Consider the following 17155-nt stretch of genomic DNA (forward strand, 5'->3'; position numbering starts at 1 on the left):
ATCCTTCTATCTTTCAAGTTTTTATAATTGGCTTATTTACGTTTGATTAAGCCCAAATTACAAGCATTGCAGCAAGTACAATTCCAAATAATCCCCAATGGTCTGTAGATTTTAATTTTTCTTTAAATAAATATACTGAAATAAGCAGACTAAATAGAATTTCAATTTGCCCCAGTGTTTTCACAAGTGCAACTGATTGCATACTCATGGCTGTAAACCATCCTAAAGAAGCAATGCAGCTACACAAACTGATTTTTAATACGAGTCCTACCCGCTCCCACATTGCCCATAAGGTTTTAGGTTTAAATATGACTAAGAAAAAAAGTAACACAGCACATTGAATACCAATTACCGTAAATAAAACCCAAGCTGCGCGGTGTAAAACAGGCAACATATCGAGTTCTAAACTAGCTTCTCTTACCAATAAGGATGTAATGGCAAAACACAAACCACTTCCTGTACCAATAAGTAATGTATTCCAAGAAAATTTAGTTCCTTGAATACCGCCTTTACTTAACAAAAAGATGGCGAATGCACCTAAAAACACACCCAACCAAGCAAATAAACTTAGATATTCCCCAAATAAAGTCACACCAATAATTGCTGCAAGAATAGCTTCACTTTTTGCTAAACCAACACCAATGGCATAATTCTTTTGGCGAAACAATTGCACCATTAAAATAGTTGCCAATATTTGGCTGATTGCGGCAATAAAAACATAAATCCAAAAATTTGTATGAAAACTAACATGAGTGGTAATAGGCTGTTGTACGTATAAGAATTTTAGATATAAACCAGCTAAAGGAAATGCAAAAATAAAACGTGCAAGTGTTACACCATAGCTATCTACAGTTGTACTGAGCTGCTTTTGAAAAGCATTACGCCATGCCTGCATAAATGCAGCCATTAAGGTGAAAAGTATCCAACTTATAGCCATAAAAGATGTAAATTTCCTATTGAGTTGGAATATAAATAAACACGCAATTTGTCTAAATTTAATTCAAAAATAATGGTACTTATTTCACTAAAATATCGTGAAGCATTTTACGTAACCATTGATGACTGGTTTTATGATGACACGACATATGCCAATACTGTTTTACAGCATAGGTTGGAAATGAAATGGGTGCATTGAAAATTTGCAAATTACCACGTGACAACAATACTTCACTTAAATAATAAGGCACTGTCGCAATTGCATCGGTTTCTTGTACCACCAACCCTACACCTAAGTAACTTGGTAAACGCATTAAAATATTACGTTTTAAATCTAAGTTTAATAGCTCATTTTCAATATGGTAATGACCAATTCCTGCATCAATATCAATATGAGACTCTTTTAAATATTGCTCTGTTGTAATGTTTACATCGTTTAGTCTTGGATGGTTTTTTGAAGCGATCACCACATAATATTGTTCAAAGAGTTTTTGCTGATAAAAACCATTTTCCAAATGTGGTAAAAAACCAAGTGCCAAATCAATTTCACCATTCGCCATTTGATAGATTGTTTCAGTGGTAATTTGACGTACATTCAAGCGAATATTAGGTGCATGTGTTTTTAAATATTGAGAGATTTTAGGTAACAAAACTAAATGCGATACATCGGTCATTGCCAAAGTAAATTGCTGTTGAGATGTTGCTTGATCAAATGCGACGTTAAAATTATTAATGGTTTCAACTTTGTTCAGCGCTTCACTAATGAGTGGAAATAATTGCTTCGAAAGTTCTGTTGGCACCATTTCATTGCCAATACGTAAAAATAAAGGATCGTTATAGTGTTGACGCACACGGTTTAAGATATTACTTACCGTAGGTTGATTCATACCTAAATGCTCGGCTGCAACAGATACACTCTTATACTTATAAATATATAAAAATACATTGAGTACTTTGCAATCGAGTTCGAACACTTAACTTATTTCCTTTTTATGTAAATACAGCTTTCTATCATCTGCTTTTAAGTGAGATTTTCAATATTAAAAATCTACAAATTAATTTTTATTTTAAACTTATGCATATAAAAAAGTAAGAACCTATACCTGATAAGTTCTTACTTAGAGTTAAAACTACTTATTTATACAATTAATCGGCTGAAATATCTTCAAAAAGTACAGATGATAAATAACGCTCACCTGCATCTGGAAGTACAACGACAATTGTTTTTCCTGCATTTTCAGGGCGCGCTGCAAGTTTTGAAGCTGCTGCTAAAGCTGCACCACTTGAAATACCGACAAACAAACCTTCTTGTGTTGCAGATTTACGCGCAAACTCAATTGCTTCGGCACTTTCAATCGCAATAACTTCATCAACCAAATCTAAATCTAGGTTTTTAGGAATGAAGTTTGCACCAATACCCTGAATTTTGTGTGGACCAGGTGTTAAATCTTGTCCTTTTTTCGCTTGACCAATAATTGGCGATTCAGCAGGCTCAACAGCAACTGAATAAATTGCCTGACCTCTTACTTTTTCAAAGTAGCGTGAAATACCTGTAATTGTTCCGCCCGTACCTACGCCTGCAACAAGAATGTCAACTTTACCTTGTGTTGCAGCCCAAATTTCAGGACCTGTTGTATCTTCATGAATTTGCGGGTTTGCTGGGTTAGCAAACTGTTGAGGCAAGAAATAAAGTTCAGGGTTTTCAGCAACAAGACGCTCCGCTTCTTCTACAGCGCCTTTCATACCTTTAGCAGGCTCAGTTAAAACTAAGTTTGCACCTAAAGCTTTTAATACTTTACGGCGCTCAATACTCATACTTGCAGGCATTGTAAGTGTAATATCATAGCCTTTAGCAGCAGCAACAAAAGCTAAAGCAATACCTGTATTACCACTTGTAGGTTCTACAATATGCATACCTGCTTTTAGTACACCACGTTTTTCAGCATCTGCAATAAGCGCAGCACCAATACGGTCTTTTACCGAAAATGCAGGATTACGACTTTCTACTTTTGCTAAAACTGTTGCGCCATTTGTTAAGCGATTAATACGAATTAAAGGCGTATTACCAATTGCTTCTGCGTTATTGCTATAAACTGCAATTCCAAGATTTTCTGGAGTTTTGAATGCTGTATCAGTTGTCATTTCAATTCCTATATCATTATTCAATCTATAATATGAAATTATCATACATCTTTATGAATATAGAAGCGCAAAATTTATTTCATATCTGTTACAAGAAAATGTGATTAACTATCAACTAAATATGAATAAGAATTCAGTTTTTTATGCGATTAAAATTGAAAAATAGCTGTAAAAACCTAATATAAGGTTTAACTTATGTCGTTATATCTAGATGATAATTCAATAAGCATCTTCGACAGCAATCATATTTAGGGAAAAGCATGTCTAATACTCGCTATAGCAAGATTTATCGTAATCTAACCAAGAAAATTTTAGATAAAATTGTGACGCCTCAAGTATTAGGTAATACAGCAGAACTTGAGCAGAATTTTGCTCAAAATTTAGATAAAACAAAAATCTGTTATGTCATTGAAGATCCATCTGTAAGTAATACGGTACTCATAGATAAAGAAGCTTTAGAGCGTGGTTTGCCTTCTGTATATACCAATTTGAATATTGCTCATTTAAATGAAGTAGATTCTTTATTGGCTTTAAATGAAGTAGAACAAAAAAATGAAAGTTATCATTATTCTTCAAAACTTATACGCTTAATTGAAACATTAGAAAAAAATACAGAATACGATATTCAGCTTGTGCCCGTGACTGTGTTATGGGGACGTGCTCCAGAGTATGAAAACTCATGGTTTAAAGCACTTTTTGCAGATGCTTGGGCCAAACCCAATAAACTCAAACAAACAATTAATATCTCTTTATATGGTCGTGACAATTATATTGAGTTTCATAAGCCACTTTCTTTACGTGAGCTTATTGAAAGAGCTAAAACAGAACATCCAAACTTTTCACCTGCCCATTTAATTGTTCAAGAGCTAGATGCCAGTTTTCATAAGCATAAAGAAGCAATTTTAGGTCCCGATTTATCTGACCGTCGAAACTTAATTAATAAGTTAATGAAAACTGAAGCTGTTCAAACCGCTATTCGTAAAGAAAGTATCGACAAAAAAGTGAGTATGTTTGAAGCAGAAAATCGTGCTAAAGGTTATTTAACCGAAATTGTTTCAGATTTTTCCTATTCAACTTTGCGTTTTGCCGAACTTGCTTTAACAAAACTTTGGACACAACTTTACGATGGTATTGAAGTTCATAATTTTGATACGGTACGAGAACTCGCAAAAGATTATGAAATTGTCTATACACCATGTCACCGTAGTCATATCGACTATTTATTACTGTCTTATGTGATATTTAATCGTGGACTCATGGTTCCGCATATCGCTGCGGGAATTAATTTGAATTTACCTATTGTTGGTCAAATCATGCGTGGCGCAGGTGCATATTTTATTCGCCGTACTTTTAGCGGTAATGCCCTTTATTCTTCAGTGTTTAAAGAGTATTTGCATAGCCTTTTATTAAGAAATACGCCACTAGAATACTTTATTGAAGGTGGACGCTCACGTACAGGCTTATTGCTCCCACCTAAAAAAGGGATGTTGGCGATGACGATTGAAAGTCATTTACGTGGTTCAATAAAGCCTATTGCTTTTATTCCAACTTATTTTGGTTATGAAAAGCTCATGGAAGGCACATCTTATTTAAATGAGTTGAATGGTAAACCTAAAGAAGCCGAATCTTTGTGGGGGATTTTAAACTCCGCACGTAAAATTGAAAAAGTTTTTGGTCAAGTGTATGTAAACTTTGGCGAGCCAATCTTTTTAAATAATGTGTTAAAGGACAATCGCGCAGAAAATATAAGCTTAAAACTGAATGATGAATTACCTGAAGCTGTCACCAAAACAGTCGATCAAACAGCAAATGAAATTTTAGAGAATATTAATAAGGCTGTAGTGATTAACCCGATTTCTATTATTTCGCTCATTTTATTGAATACTAAAAATCACACGCTTCCTCAAGAAAATTTAATTCAACAAATTCGTGTTTTCAAAGATTTACTAAAATCGTTGAAATATGATGAACGTATGATTGTTACAGATTTATCTGATCTCGAAATTATTGAATATGCGCATAAATTGAAGCAAGTTGAACTTTATACAGAAAATGAAGAATTATTTGTTCGTGTAGTAGAAAGTCAGAAAGTACTATTGAGTTATTTTAGTAATAATATTCTGCACTGTTTTATTCTGCCATCAATTATTTGCTCTCTCATACAATCTAATGCTGCAACTTCAATTACGGCGTTAAAACAGCGTGTGAATCAGCTTTATCCTTTCTTTAAAGAAGAATTCTTTCTGAAGTGGAATACAGATGAATTAGATACTGAAATTGATAAAATACTGAATGAATTATCAATATTAAGTGCGATCAATATTCAAAATAATAAAATTTATCTTAATGAGAGCGATAGTCATAATACTGTAATGACATTGACAGTACTATCAGAGTTAAGCTTAAATAATATGGTGCTTATTTCTCAGCTTATTCCAAGATTTAGTTCAAAAATAGAGCTTGATTTTAAAACTTTGGAAAAACTTGCAAAAGCAACGCTTAAAAATCTTTCTGTGCAAGAAGGTTTTCGTTCAGGATATTACTTTGACAGTGCTACTTTACGAAGTTTTATAACAGCATTAACGCAAAATGAGCTTCTTGCTTCAAGTCATCCTGTTATTCACCCTATTTCCAATTTTGAAATGCAAATTTTAGATTATTTTTCTTGGTATAAACCACAGTTAATTGAGCTTATTTATGCCTCTAGTCAGTTCACTGAAAAAGAGTTAAAACAATTTAAAGATGCAAGTAAAAAATAGTTTTTCATATATTATTTAGTTAAGTTAAATTAATTTATCATATATGCTTATAAATAAAATTGGTAAGCATATAATAATGACCCATGAATAATACGACTAAATGCGCATGAATAAAGGGTTCTAGCATCATATACTAAGGCTCTTTTCTCATGGGGAGTAGTAATGAACAGCGGCTTTCAGATTCATTCTATACAGAATTCTTCCGAGCGTTTAGTTGGTGTTTTAAAATCAATTGCGAATACGGATCGACTTCTAATTTTATGTCATGTTGCAAAAGCAGAACTCAATGTTTCTCAAATTGAAAATCTGACGAAAATTAGCCAGCCCACACTTTCTCAACAGCTTATGGTGTTGAGAAAAAGTAATATGGTGCAAACACGTAGAGATGGAAAGCAAATTTTTTACAGTATCAAAGATCCTAAAATCTTAGAGGTTCTTCGAGTCTTACAAACCTTATATTGTTCTTAAGTTGTTCATACTATTAAATTAAAAAAAGCTAAGATAATCTCACAAGATTTCTTAGCTTTTTTTATGCATAATATATATCAAATTATGATTTAAAGATTTTTATGCCAAATAGCAAGTCAACGCTTCTTGAGAAAATTCCAGCTTGGTCATGGCTACGTCATTACAATCAAGATGCGTTTAAGTCTGATTTGTTGTCTTCCTTTATTGTAATTGCAATGTTAGTACCTCAGGGAATGGCATACGCTATGGTTGCTGGTTTACCACCAGTTATGGGGCTATATGCGAGTATTGTCCCTATGATCATTTATGCAATGGTCGGTAGTAGCCCAACTCTCTCTATAGGACCTGTGGCAATTATCTCAATGATGACTTTTGCCACCCTCAATCCGCTATTTGAAATTGGTTCACCGGTTTATATTCAAGCAGCTTGCTTACTTGCACTGCTTGTTGGCATTATTTCTTTGTTCTTAGGAATATTCAAATTTGGCTTTTTAATCCAGCTGATTAGCCATCCTGTTATTAAAAGTTTCATTATTGCATCAGCACTTTTAATTGCTTTGGGACAACTCAAATTTTTATTTAATGTTCCTTTAAATGCCAATAATGTTCCTGAATTTCTAAAGAGCCTATTTGAATATTTTTCTTATATTCATATGCAAAGTCTTTTCTTTGGGCTAAGTGCAATTTTATTCTTAATTTCTGTTCCTAAAATTTTTAGTCATCCAACTGTTCGTGGCTTACTCAATGCATCCGTTTTCTTATCTCGTGCAGTTCCACTATTTTTAGTGGTTGTATCCATTGCTTTGGTTTATTTTTTAAATCTACAAAATTATGGCATTAAAACCGTCGGTATTATTCCATCGGGCTTTCCCCCATTAAGTATGCCTTTTTGGACTTGGGAATTAGCGATTCAACTACTTCCTGGTGCAGCTATGATTGCAATGATTAGTTTTGTTGAATCTTTATCTATTGCTCAAGCTACAGCATTACAACAACGTAGCCAATTGAATAGTAACCAAGAACTCATTGCATTAGGTTTAGCGAATATTGGTGCAGGAGTAACTTCTGCATTTCCTGTAACAGGCAGTTTATCTCGTACAGTCGTTAATGCAGATGCAGGAGCGAAAACACCACTTGCAGGAGTTTTCTCTTCATTATTCATTGTGGTTGTTAGTTTATATTTCACAGGATTTTTTAGCGATTTACCTTTAGCTGTACTTGCTGCAACAATTATTGTATCTATTTGGAAGCTTGTAGAATTCAAACCATTTTTTGAAACGTGGCAATATTCAAAAGCCGATGGTATTGCAATGTGGGTCACTTTCTTTGGTGTGGTCTGTATTGATATTTCTACAGGGTTAATTATTGGTATTGTTTCAACATTTATTCTAATGCTTTGGCGTATTAGTCGCCCTCACATTGCTGTCATTGGCTTAATTGAAGGCACGCATCATTTTCGTAATATTCAAAGATACGATGTAGTGACCAATCCTCACATTTTATCTATTCGTGTAGATGAAAATCTGACCTTCTTAAATGCAAATGCATTAAAAGGCTTTCTCATTAACGAAGTGAGTCAAAATCATAATCTAAAGCATGTTGTTTTAAATTGCTCAAGTATTAGTGGTATCGACTTAAGTTCTTTAGAAATGCTTGAAGATTTAAATTTAGAATTGGCTAAACTCAACATCTGTTTAAACCTATCCGAAATCAAAGGACCTGTTATGGATAATTTGCAAAATTCAAAATTATTAGCACATTTAAAAGGACGAGTTTTTCTTACTCACTACGAAGCCACACAAGTGCTTTCCAAAGATGTGAATATCGAGTAGATTATTGCTCACAAAAACCACTAAATTAATGGATTTAGTACAAATACTGGTGTTATATTTTTTAAAATATAATGTAAAACAATAAAATTTGACTGTAAAAATAATGGCTTATTTTTATATTGAAATTATTTTTTTAGCTATATCAATTTTCAGTATAAAATATGCAACTAATTTTATATATGTCCTCGTAGTTTCTGACAAGGCTCTCCTATGTTTTCTGCTTTTACGCGATTAAGTTTAGTCCAACGAATTATTATTGCCATCATTCTTGGTGTTGCAGTTGCCATCATTTTCCCTAACGCAGCTCCTTATTTAAGTCTACTTGGTGATTTATTCATTAAAGCGCTTAAGTCTGTTGCACCTATTCTAGTTTTCGTTTTAGTTTTAGCTTCTATTGCTAATTTTAAAATTGGAAGTAGTAATGCTTACATCAAACCAATTATCGTGATGTATGCGGTAGGCATGTTCTTAGCAGCTTTAAGTGCTGTTATCGTAAGTATGGTTTTCCCAAGTGAACTATTCTTAAAAGTTGCACAAACAGACATGACACCTCCGGGTAGCCTGGCTGAAATTTTAAAGAATTTACTTTTAAGCTTTGTTGCAAACCCTGTAACAGCAATTAGTGAAGCCAACTTTATTGGTATTTTAGCTTGGGCTGTCGCACTTGGTATTGCATTTAGACATGCATCAGACACAACTAAATCATTCCTTACAGATGCAGCTGATGCGGTAAACCGTGTTATTCGTTTAGTGATTGCATTTGCACCTGTAGGTATTTTCGGTTTGGTTGCTGTTACCTTTGCAGATTCTGGCTTAAAAACACTCGCAAGCTATGCACACCTTCTTACTGTATTAATAGGCACAATGTTCTTTGTAGCATTAGTTATTAACCCTATTATGGTTGCAGTAATGACACGCTCTAATCCATATCCATTGGTTTTCCAATGTTTACGTGAAAGTGGTATTACAGCCTTCTTTACGCGTAGCTCTGCAGCAAACATTCCTGTGAACTTAGATTTGGCAAAACGTTTAGGTGTACCAGAATCTACTGCAAGTGTTGCAATTCCACTTGGTGCTGCAATTAACATGGCTGGTGCTTCTGTAACGATTACAGTTTTAACGCTAGCAACTGTTCATACATTAGGTATTCATGTTGATTTCACTACAATGTTAATTTTATCTGTAGTAGCAACGGTTTCTGCATGTGGTGCTTCGGGCGTTGCAGGTGGATCTTTACTGCTTATTCCAGTTGCTTGTGGCTTATTTGGTATTAGTTCAGATATCGCGATGCAAGTTGTAGCTGTAGGTATGGTCATTAGTGTTTTACAAGACTCAACAGAAACAGCATTAAACTCTTCGACTGACGTATTATTTACAGCGGCCGTTGATCGTGGTTTAAGATAAGTTATTAAAATTATTAACTTAGTATAGAAAGCTATGCCACTTCAAACTTTGCCATATTGGCTTCAATTTGGGACTTTTTTTCTTGCGATAAATGCAGGAATTGTGAATGTACTTGGTCTTGTGACCGTACTTCATCAATCTGTTTCACATATGACGGGAAATGTCAGTGTATTTGCACTGGCATTACTCGATTGGAATTTGGCACAGCTTCTCTATTTATTTCTTATTGTGGTCTGTTATGTAATAGGCTCATTCTATAGTGGGTTTATTCTAGGAAATAGTCACTTTAGCTTAGGTCGCCGTTATGGTTTCCCTTTAAGCTTAGTGGCTTTTTTTATTTTTTTCTGTTGGGCATTTTTACCCTATTTCCCTCGCTATGCATTACTTTGGGCAAGTGCTGCAATGGGTGTACAAAATGCAATGATCAGCCACTATAAAGGCACAATCATTCGTACAACGCATTTATCTGGTGTACTTACAGATTTAGGTTTAGCATTGGGTTACTGCTTACGCGGCTTAGATGTAGATAAAAAGCGCGTAGTTTTACATTTACTCATATTAATTGGTTTTTTAATTGGCGGGATTATTGCGGCAGCTCTTTATCCGCGATTACAATTAGACTCTTTCCTTGTACCTGCAAGTTTAAGTTTAATATTAAGCTTCATTTACTGGGGCGTTTATTTCCGTTATCGATACAAAGTATAGGTTCTTAATTTCTCATGGTTAAAAATGCACTCCAAGCTCAGTTACTTAAAGCGGGTTTAGTCGATAATAAAAAAGCGAAAAAACTATCTAAACAAGCCGTACATGAAAAACGCACTGGCGATAGTAACGATACTGAAATTAAAGCTAAAATTGAGCAAGATAAACAAGCAAAACTTGCTAAAGATCAAGCAATTGAACTAGAGAAAAAAGCGATCTTACAAGAAAAAGAATTAAACGCTGCAATTGTGCAAATGATTAGTCAGCATAAAATTCACGATACTGATGGTGATGTGTCTTATCAATTTATTGATGAAACTAAAATTAAAAAAGTTTATATCAATCAACAAATTTATAATGCCTTGGTTGCTGGTAGCTTAGTAATAGCAAAAGATGGTGAAAGCTATGCATTCTTACCAAAAGCACTTGCAGATCGTATTAACAGCAAATTAGAAGGTTTTATTATTGTTAATAATTCTGAAAAAAATGAAGCAACAACAGATGAAGAAGATCCGTATGCTGCTTATGTTATTCCAGATGATTTAATGTGGTAATGCTCCGAAATTAAAAAGTAAAAAGCCCCTATTTGTAGGGGCTTTTTTTATTATTCAAATGGAATTGAGAAACCTACCGAACCTGGTTTTTTAGATTGATCGTGCATTTTCAAGATATTAATTTCTTTTTGATATTGTTTATTACTCATTTTTCCATCATCACGAGCTTTTTTAAGGGCATCAACTCTTTGAGCATTCACATGATTATTTAAACCTGAATAATTGCGTTGGTTGAATAAATACTGTGATTTTTCATGTTCACTCATATTTACCGTAGCAGAAGAATCCCATTTTGTAGATGAATCCCAATCTAATGTAGGTTTGGCAGGTTGTGGTTCATTCTTTTTTGCTAATTCAAAAAAATCAACGTTGTGTTGACCATTCGTAGCGTCACTATTCATTTCTTGAGCATCTTGCTGAAGAAAAGTTTACTTTTTACATTGGTATTCGCATATACAGAAAATGGAAAAATAAATGATATTGCCATTAAAAATGGAACATACGTTTTCATAAAATTCTCAAATTAATTATAAAACACAATTTTTATTGTGGATTATTTTAATGAAACGCGGCGGTAACATTGTTGTATTTATATTGTTTCACAAGAAACATCATGCATTTTAAAATGCATTAATCTTTACTAAATCTGAGTAACAAAGTTCAACTCCCCTTTAACAGCATCATTTCATGATAAACTTTAGCCGAATAAATAAGTTTAAATTATTTTAATAAAGTAAATGGTTTAAGTTTTTGTATAGTTAAAAGTGAGTATAAATATGTTGAAGTGGTTTGAAAAACTATTAAATCCTTATCCTAATGAAGGGCTTAATGAACCACTTCCAACGAAATTTTTCCCATTTGTTTGGCAAGCTTCTAAAGGTGTACGTCCTTATTTACTAATATTAGTGCTTTGTACTGCGGGTGCTGCTAGTTTTGAAGCATTATTTTATGCAAAAATTGGGGACTTAGTGAATTGGCTCAGTAAAAGCCAACCTGAAACATTTCTTGCAGATCATAAAACCAATTTAACTATTTTAACTTTCATTTTATTTGCGAATATTTTCTTTGCAAATTTTCAATCTATTATTAAACATCAAATTCTTTATAGTACTTTTCCAATGCGCCTTCGTTGGAAATTTCATAATTTACTTTTACAACAAAGTTTAGATTTTTTTCATAACGATTTTGCTGGACGTTTATCTTCAAAAGTCATGCAAACAGCATTAGCTGTTCGAGAGTTTTGGGTCATTTTAGGCGATATGCTTGCCTATGTATTTATCTACTTTTTCACCATGATTTTGGTTTTAGGTTCAATTTCTCCTATTCTAATTATTCCACTTTTAGTGTGGTTTACACTGTTTATTTGCGCTTCACTTTATTTTATTCCACGTTTAAGTAAGGTTTCGCATTCACAAGCAGATGCGCGTGCTGTAATGACAGGTCGTGTAACGGATGCTTATACCAATATTCAAACGGTAAAGCTTTTCGCACATGCAGGACGTGAAAGTCAGTATGCCAAAGCCTCTATGAAAGAATTCATGGTGACGGTTTATCAGCAAATGCGCTTAGGCACAATGTATGAAGTTTGCATTAATTTACTCAGCATTGTTCTATACGTAGGTGTATTAGGTACGGCAATTTGGCTTTGGACAAATGGTAAAGCCGAACTAGGTGTAATTGCTGCAGCAACTGCAATGATTTTAAAATTGAATAGTATTGCTGAATTTATTATGTGGCAAACCTCTGCATTATTTGAAAATGTAGGGACAATTCAAGATGGTATGAAAACATTAGGACGCCCTATTACCATTCAAGATAAAGAAAATGCCGAAGAATTAAAGGTCAATAAAGGCGAAATTACATTTGAAAATGTGAATTTTGCATACAACGATAAGAATGTGATTGATCAACTGAATTTAACTATTAAACCAGGTGAAAAAATTGGTATTGTTGGACGTTCAGGTGCTGGTAAATCAACATTAATTCAATTACTTCTACGTTTTTATACTTTAAACCAAGGTCGAATTCTTATCGATGGGCAAAATATTGAAGATGTAACTCAAGATACGCTTAGAAAGAATATTGCACTCGTTACGCAAGATACATCGTTATTGCATCGCACCGTTTCTGAAAATATTAAATATGGTCGTCCAAATGCGACAGATGAAGAAATGTTTGAAGCTGTCCGCAAAGCAAAAGCTGAAGAATTTATTCCGAATTTAACAGACTTACGTGGTAAAAAAGGCTACGAAGCTTATGTTGGCGAACGTGGTGTGAAACTTTCAGGCGGTCAGCGTCAACGTATTGCAATTGCACGAGTTTTCTTAAAAGATGCCCCTATTCTTATTTTAGATGAGGCAACAAGTGCATTAGATTCTGAAGTTGAAGCTGCAATTCAAAGCAGTTTAGATGAATTAATGAAAGGTAAAACAGTCATTGCTATTGCACACCGCCTTTCAACAATTGCACAAATGGATCGCTTAATTGTGCTCGATCAAGGTCATATTGTTGAACAAGGCACACACGATGAATTGGTTGCTAAAAATGGAATTTATGCGCAGCTTTGGCAACGTCAAACAGGCGGATTTTTAATAGAACAACACGTAGAATCAAAGGATAATGAATAATGTGGTACCTAGAAGATTTAAACATTGGTGATAAATTTCGAAGCCGAAATTATGAAGTTACACTAGAAGAAATTATAGAATTTGCGACGAAATATGATCCGCAAGTTTTTCATTTAGATGAAGAAAAAGCCAAAGATCATCCAATATTTCAAGGCATTGCTGCAAGTGGATGGCATACATCTTCCATTGTAATGCGCTTATGGACAGAATGTTTTCCTATTGCAGACGGTTTAATTGGCTTGGAAGGAAGTATGCGTTGGCCAAAACCAACTCGACCAGGTGATATTTTACATGTTGAGGTTGAGCTTACGGATATTATTCCATCGAAGTCGAAACCAGATCGAGGTATTGTGGTTTATAGCACACAAGCTTTAAATCAACATGGTGATGTATTACTTAATTCATCCACTAAAATTTTGGTTTTTAGAAAACCTCAGTAAATTTTAGATCTATATACAAGTAAGATATTCGCTACATCTTCAACTAATTTTTATTTAAATATGAAAGTGGTTGAAGTCTAAGCATCTGATCTATATATCTTTGCCAATTCAGCTTTTGTTTTGCTGTAAAAACATGTATAAATCATTACCAAAGTTATTTGCCGTTATTTTTAGGAGTTACCACAATGAATCATCCTGCTGAATTGAAGTATGCGTCTACGCATGAATGGGTTCGTATTGAAGGTGATCTTGTTGTTACAGGTATCTCTGATCATGCACAAGATGCATTGGGCGATTTAGTTTATGTTGAAGCACCAAACGTTGGTCAGCATATTACTGCGGGCGATCAAGCAGGTGTTGTAGAGTCTGTAAAAACAGCTTCTGACATTCATGCGCCAGTTTCAGGTACAGTTGTAGAAGTAAATCCAGATTTAGAAGATGATCCTGACTTTGTAAATGATGCGCCGTATAGCAAAGGTTGGATTTATAAAATTAAGCCAGACAATATTGCAGATGTTGAACAGCTACTTTCAGCTGAACAATATGAAGCAGGTTTATAATTTATATATTTAGTGAAAACTAAATAAAAAGGCATCTATTTAAGATGCCTTTTTATTTAAATACTACTTTAAAATATTAAGCATCATCAGACGTATGATTCATACTAAATGAAGATGATTCAGCAGGAATATTTGAATCTTGGCGGGTAGATTTTAACTTAATTTGTAAGCGTAATTCATTAAGTGAATCTGCATTACGTAATGCTTCTTCATATGAAATTTCGCCGTAGTTGTATAAATCAAATAATGCTTGGTCAAAAGTTTGCATACCCAATTCACGTGAACGTGACATCACTTCTTTTAATTCATGGAAATTACCTTTATGAATTAAATCGGAAATTAAAGGCGTATTTAGCATAATTTCAACAGCAGCACGACGCCCTTTGCCATCTTGAGTACGAATTAAACGCTGAGAAATAATGCCTTTTAAGTTACTCGATAAATCCATAAGTAACTGATTACGGCGTTCTTCTGGGAAGAAGTTAATAATACGGTCAAGCGTTTGGTTCGCGTTGTTTGAGTGAAGCGTACCTAAACATAAATGTCCTGTTTCGGCAAAAGCAATTGCGTGCTCCATGGTTTCTGTATCACGAATCTCACCAATTAAAATAACGTCAGGTGCCTGGCGTAGTGTGTTTTTCAAAGCATTGTGCCAAGAATGACAATCTACACCTACTTCACGATGCGTAATCATAGATTTCTTATGTTTATGCACATATTCCACAGGGTCTTCCACGGTAATAATATGCCCTGCCGAATTTTCATTTCGATAGTCAATCATTGCTGCTAAAGACGTAGATTTACCAGAACCAGTACCACCTACAACTAAAACTAAGCCACGTTTTTCCATAATCACACTTTTGAGTGTTTCTGGAAGTTTTAGTTTTTCAAAATTCGGGATCTCCGCCGTAATGGTACGAATCACCATACCTACGTTTAATTGCTGTTGGAATACATTGACACGGAAACGCGAAACATTTGGAATGCTAATTGCAAAGTTACATTCTAGCTCTGTTTCAAATTCTGCTCTTTGACGCTCATTCATTAAGCTATAGGCAAATAGCTTGGTTTTTTCCGATGTTAATTCTTGCTGACCAAATGCCTTCATTAAACCTTGATGTTTAATACTAGGCGGAAAATCTGCAGTAATAAATAAGTCCGATCCCCCATACTCAACAACTTTAGTGAGCATATGAAACATAAATTTACGCGCTTCATCGAGCAATTCTGTGGTGTACATTAAACGACTTCACTTTAAACAATATGGCATATCTAAAATATTATTTTAATAAACAATATTTTAGTTTTTATTAAAAGTCATATTCGTACACTTTACACAATGTTACAAGATCCAATAAATTGAAGTGCTTAACGATTTTGTATTTAAGTGATAATTCATCGAAATTAAAGCTGGATTTTCATCTAAAACTTTAAAAAAACCTCTAAAAAATAGAGGTTTTTTTCAACAAATAGAAATTTAGGCGCTTAACTTAATTTCACTGCATCTTAAAGTAGATGCAATATCATTTAAAAGCTGTTCTGTTTTTTCCCAGCCTAAACAACCATCTGTAACAGATTGCCCATAAGTCATGTCACAAGAGATTTTTTGATTACCATCTACCAAATGACTTTCAAGCATTACACCGCGAACATTTGTTTTTAAGCGTTCCGCAACTATTGTTTTTAACACGTCTGGTTGATTAAGTGGATCTTTCGCACTATTACCGTGACTGCAATCAATGACTAATGCAGGTAACTCGCCTTTAACTTTTTGCTTAATTTTATCAATTTCAGCAATTGAGAAGTTTGCGCCTGTATTTGAACCACGCAAAATTAAATGTGCGTGTGGATTTCCCTCAGATTCAATAATTGAAGGTAAGCCAGATTGGCTTAAACCTAAAAATTGATGCGAGTTTGATGCAGATTGAATGGCATCTAAAGCGATTTGAATTGAACCATCTGTACCATTTTTGAAGCCAATGCTGAAAGGCATGTGACTTGAAATTTCACGGTGAATTTGAGATTCACTCGTTCTTGCACCAATTGCACCCCAAGCAAGTAAATCATCGAAATATGCTGTTGCCATTGGGCTTAATATTTCAGATGCAAGCGGTAAGCCCATTTCAATAAGTTGTAAGTATAATTGGCGTGATTTTTCTAAGCCTAATTGCATATTTGCAGATCCATCTAAATTTGGATCGTATAAAAAGCCTTTCCAGCCGACAGTTGTACGTGGCTTTTCGATATATGCACGCATAACAAGGAATATTTGGTCAGATACTTGCGCTTGTAGTTCTATTAATTTTTCAGCGTATTCAAGTACTGCAACAGGATCATGAATTGAACATGGTCCTGTAATCACCATCAAACGTTTATCTGTACCATTTAAAATATTTTGAACCGTTTGACGATGTTGTGAAATTTGCTGCGCTAATTTTGCAGATAATGGTAAAGCAGCCTTTAACTGTATTGGTAGGCTTAAAGTCGTTTCTTTGTTCGTTGTTTTTTCTAATGTATTTACTAAAGCGTTCATTCTTTATTCCTTTGGACTGTGTTTTCCAGTCCGATCATTTATTTAAGCATATTGGGTCTGGTGGATTGCGTCATAAGTTGACTAAAGTAAAACCAATAAGAGTTGCTAAAATATGACAAAGTAAATGTTTTCATTAAAATTCTCCAAAATATGAATCAAAAGACATAAAAAAACCCGATCAGGTTGCCCCGATCAGGT

15 protein-coding genes are annotated in these 17155 nt (G+C 34.2%); 9 read left to right on the plus strand and 6 right to left on the minus strand.

Annotated features, from left to right (window positions below):
• Positions 1 to 46: 46 nt before the first annotated feature.
• From MZO21_RS06245 to cysK, 3 genes are all read right to left on the minus strand, one after another.
• Positions 47 to 937, minus strand: a complete 891-nt coding sequence (locus tag MZO21_RS06245) for a DMT family transporter (protein WP_248101035.1) — start codon at positions 935 to 937, stop codon at positions 47 to 49.
• 79 nt (positions 938 to 1016) lie between these two features.
• On the minus strand, positions 1017 to 1910 hold the full coding sequence (locus MZO21_RS06250) for a LysR family transcriptional regulator (protein ID WP_248101038.1): 894 nt from the start codon (positions 1908 to 1910) through the stop codon (positions 1017 to 1019).
• 172 nt (positions 1911 to 2082) lie between these two features.
• Complete coding sequence (gene cysK, locus MZO21_RS06255; protein ID WP_248101041.1) at positions 2083 to 3078, minus strand: cysteine synthase A; 996 nt, start codon at positions 3076 to 3078, stop codon at positions 2083 to 2085.
• A 260-nt stretch (positions 3079 to 3338) separates the two neighbouring features.
• On the opposite strand from cysK, the gene plsB reads away from it, so the two are divergent.
• The 6 genes from plsB to MZO21_RS06285 all read left to right on the plus strand — a co-directional run bounded on the left by plsB (position 3339) and on the right by MZO21_RS06285 (position 10797).
• On the plus strand, positions 3339 to 5837 hold the full coding sequence (gene plsB, locus MZO21_RS06260; protein WP_154771674.1) for a glycerol-3-phosphate 1-O-acyltransferase PlsB: 2499 nt from the start codon (positions 3339 to 3341) through the stop codon (positions 5835 to 5837).
• A 162-nt stretch (positions 5838 to 5999) separates the two neighbouring features.
• Positions 6000 to 6305: an ArsR/SmtB family transcription factor gene (locus tag MZO21_RS06265; RefSeq protein WP_154771673.1), complete on the plus strand. Its 306-nt coding sequence runs from the start codon at positions 6000 to 6002 to the stop codon at positions 6303 to 6305.
• Between the two features lie 101 nt (positions 6306 to 6406).
• On the plus strand, positions 6407 to 8137 hold the full coding sequence (locus tag MZO21_RS06270) for a SulP family inorganic anion transporter (protein ID WP_248101044.1): 1731 nt from the start codon (positions 6407 to 6409) through the stop codon (positions 8135 to 8137).
• A gap of 210 nt (positions 8138 to 8347) precedes the next feature.
• On the plus strand, positions 8348 to 9541 hold the full coding sequence (sstT, locus tag MZO21_RS06275) for a serine/threonine transporter SstT (RefSeq protein WP_248101047.1): 1194 nt from the start codon (positions 8348 to 8350) through the stop codon (positions 9539 to 9541).
• 33 nt (positions 9542 to 9574) lie between these two features.
• Entirely contained in the window at positions 9575 to 10246 is a 672-nt protein-coding gene (locus tag MZO21_RS06280; RefSeq protein ID WP_154771670.1) for a YoaK family protein, read from the plus strand.
• Between the two features lie 14 nt (positions 10247 to 10260).
• The gene (locus tag MZO21_RS06285; RefSeq protein WP_248101050.1) at positions 10261 to 10797 is read left to right on the plus strand and encodes a DUF2058 domain-containing protein; all 537 of its coding nucleotides are present in this window, start codon (positions 10261 to 10263) and stop codon (positions 10795 to 10797) included.
• A 50-nt stretch (positions 10798 to 10847) separates the two neighbouring features.
• Here MZO21_RS06285 and MZO21_RS06290 read toward each other — a convergent pair whose 3' ends face one another.
• Positions 10848 to 11198 (minus strand): hypothetical protein, encoded by a 351-nt coding sequence (locus MZO21_RS06290; protein WP_248101054.1) that lies wholly within the window; start codon positions 11196 to 11198, stop codon positions 10848 to 10850.
• Between the two features lie 375 nt (positions 11199 to 11573).
• On the opposite strand from MZO21_RS06290, the gene MZO21_RS06295 reads away from it, so the two are divergent.
• From MZO21_RS06295 to gcvH, 3 genes are all read left to right on the plus strand, one after another.
• Positions 11574 to 13424 carry an ABC transporter ATP-binding protein gene (locus MZO21_RS06295; protein ID WP_154771667.1) on the plus strand — a complete coding sequence of 617 codons (1851 nt, stop codon included), beginning with the start codon at positions 11574 to 11576 and terminating at the stop codon, positions 13422 to 13424.
• On the plus strand, positions 13424 to 13864 hold the full coding sequence (locus tag MZO21_RS06300) for a MaoC family dehydratase (RefSeq protein ID WP_154771666.1): 441 nt from the start codon (positions 13424 to 13426) through the stop codon (positions 13862 to 13864). The genes MZO21_RS06295 and MZO21_RS06300 overlap by 1 nt, the downstream gene beginning before the upstream one ends.
• Before the next feature lie 185 nt (positions 13865 to 14049).
• Entirely contained in the window at positions 14050 to 14424 is a 375-nt protein-coding gene (gene gcvH, locus MZO21_RS06305; protein ID WP_154771665.1) for a glycine cleavage system protein GcvH, read from the plus strand.
• 76 nt (positions 14425 to 14500) lie between these two features.
• Here the strand turns inward: gcvH and MZO21_RS06310 are convergent, their stop codons facing one another.
• Together MZO21_RS06310 and MZO21_RS06315 are read right to left on the minus strand one after the other, a co-directional pair.
• Entirely contained in the window at positions 14501 to 15664 is a 1164-nt protein-coding gene (locus tag MZO21_RS06310; protein WP_154771664.1) for a PilT/PilU family type 4a pilus ATPase, read from the minus strand.
• Positions 15665 to 15901: 237 nt separating this feature from the next.
• Positions 15902 to 16957 (minus strand): 3-deoxy-7-phosphoheptulonate synthase, encoded by a 1056-nt coding sequence (locus tag MZO21_RS06315; protein WP_154771663.1) that lies wholly within the window; start codon positions 16955 to 16957, stop codon positions 15902 to 15904.
• Positions 16958 to 17155 lie beyond the last annotated feature (198 nt).

It is taken from the genome of Acinetobacter portensis (assembly GCF_023158935.1).
In the GTDB taxonomy this organism is placed as follows: domain Bacteria; phylum Pseudomonadota; class Gammaproteobacteria; order Pseudomonadales; family Moraxellaceae; genus Acinetobacter; species Acinetobacter faecalis.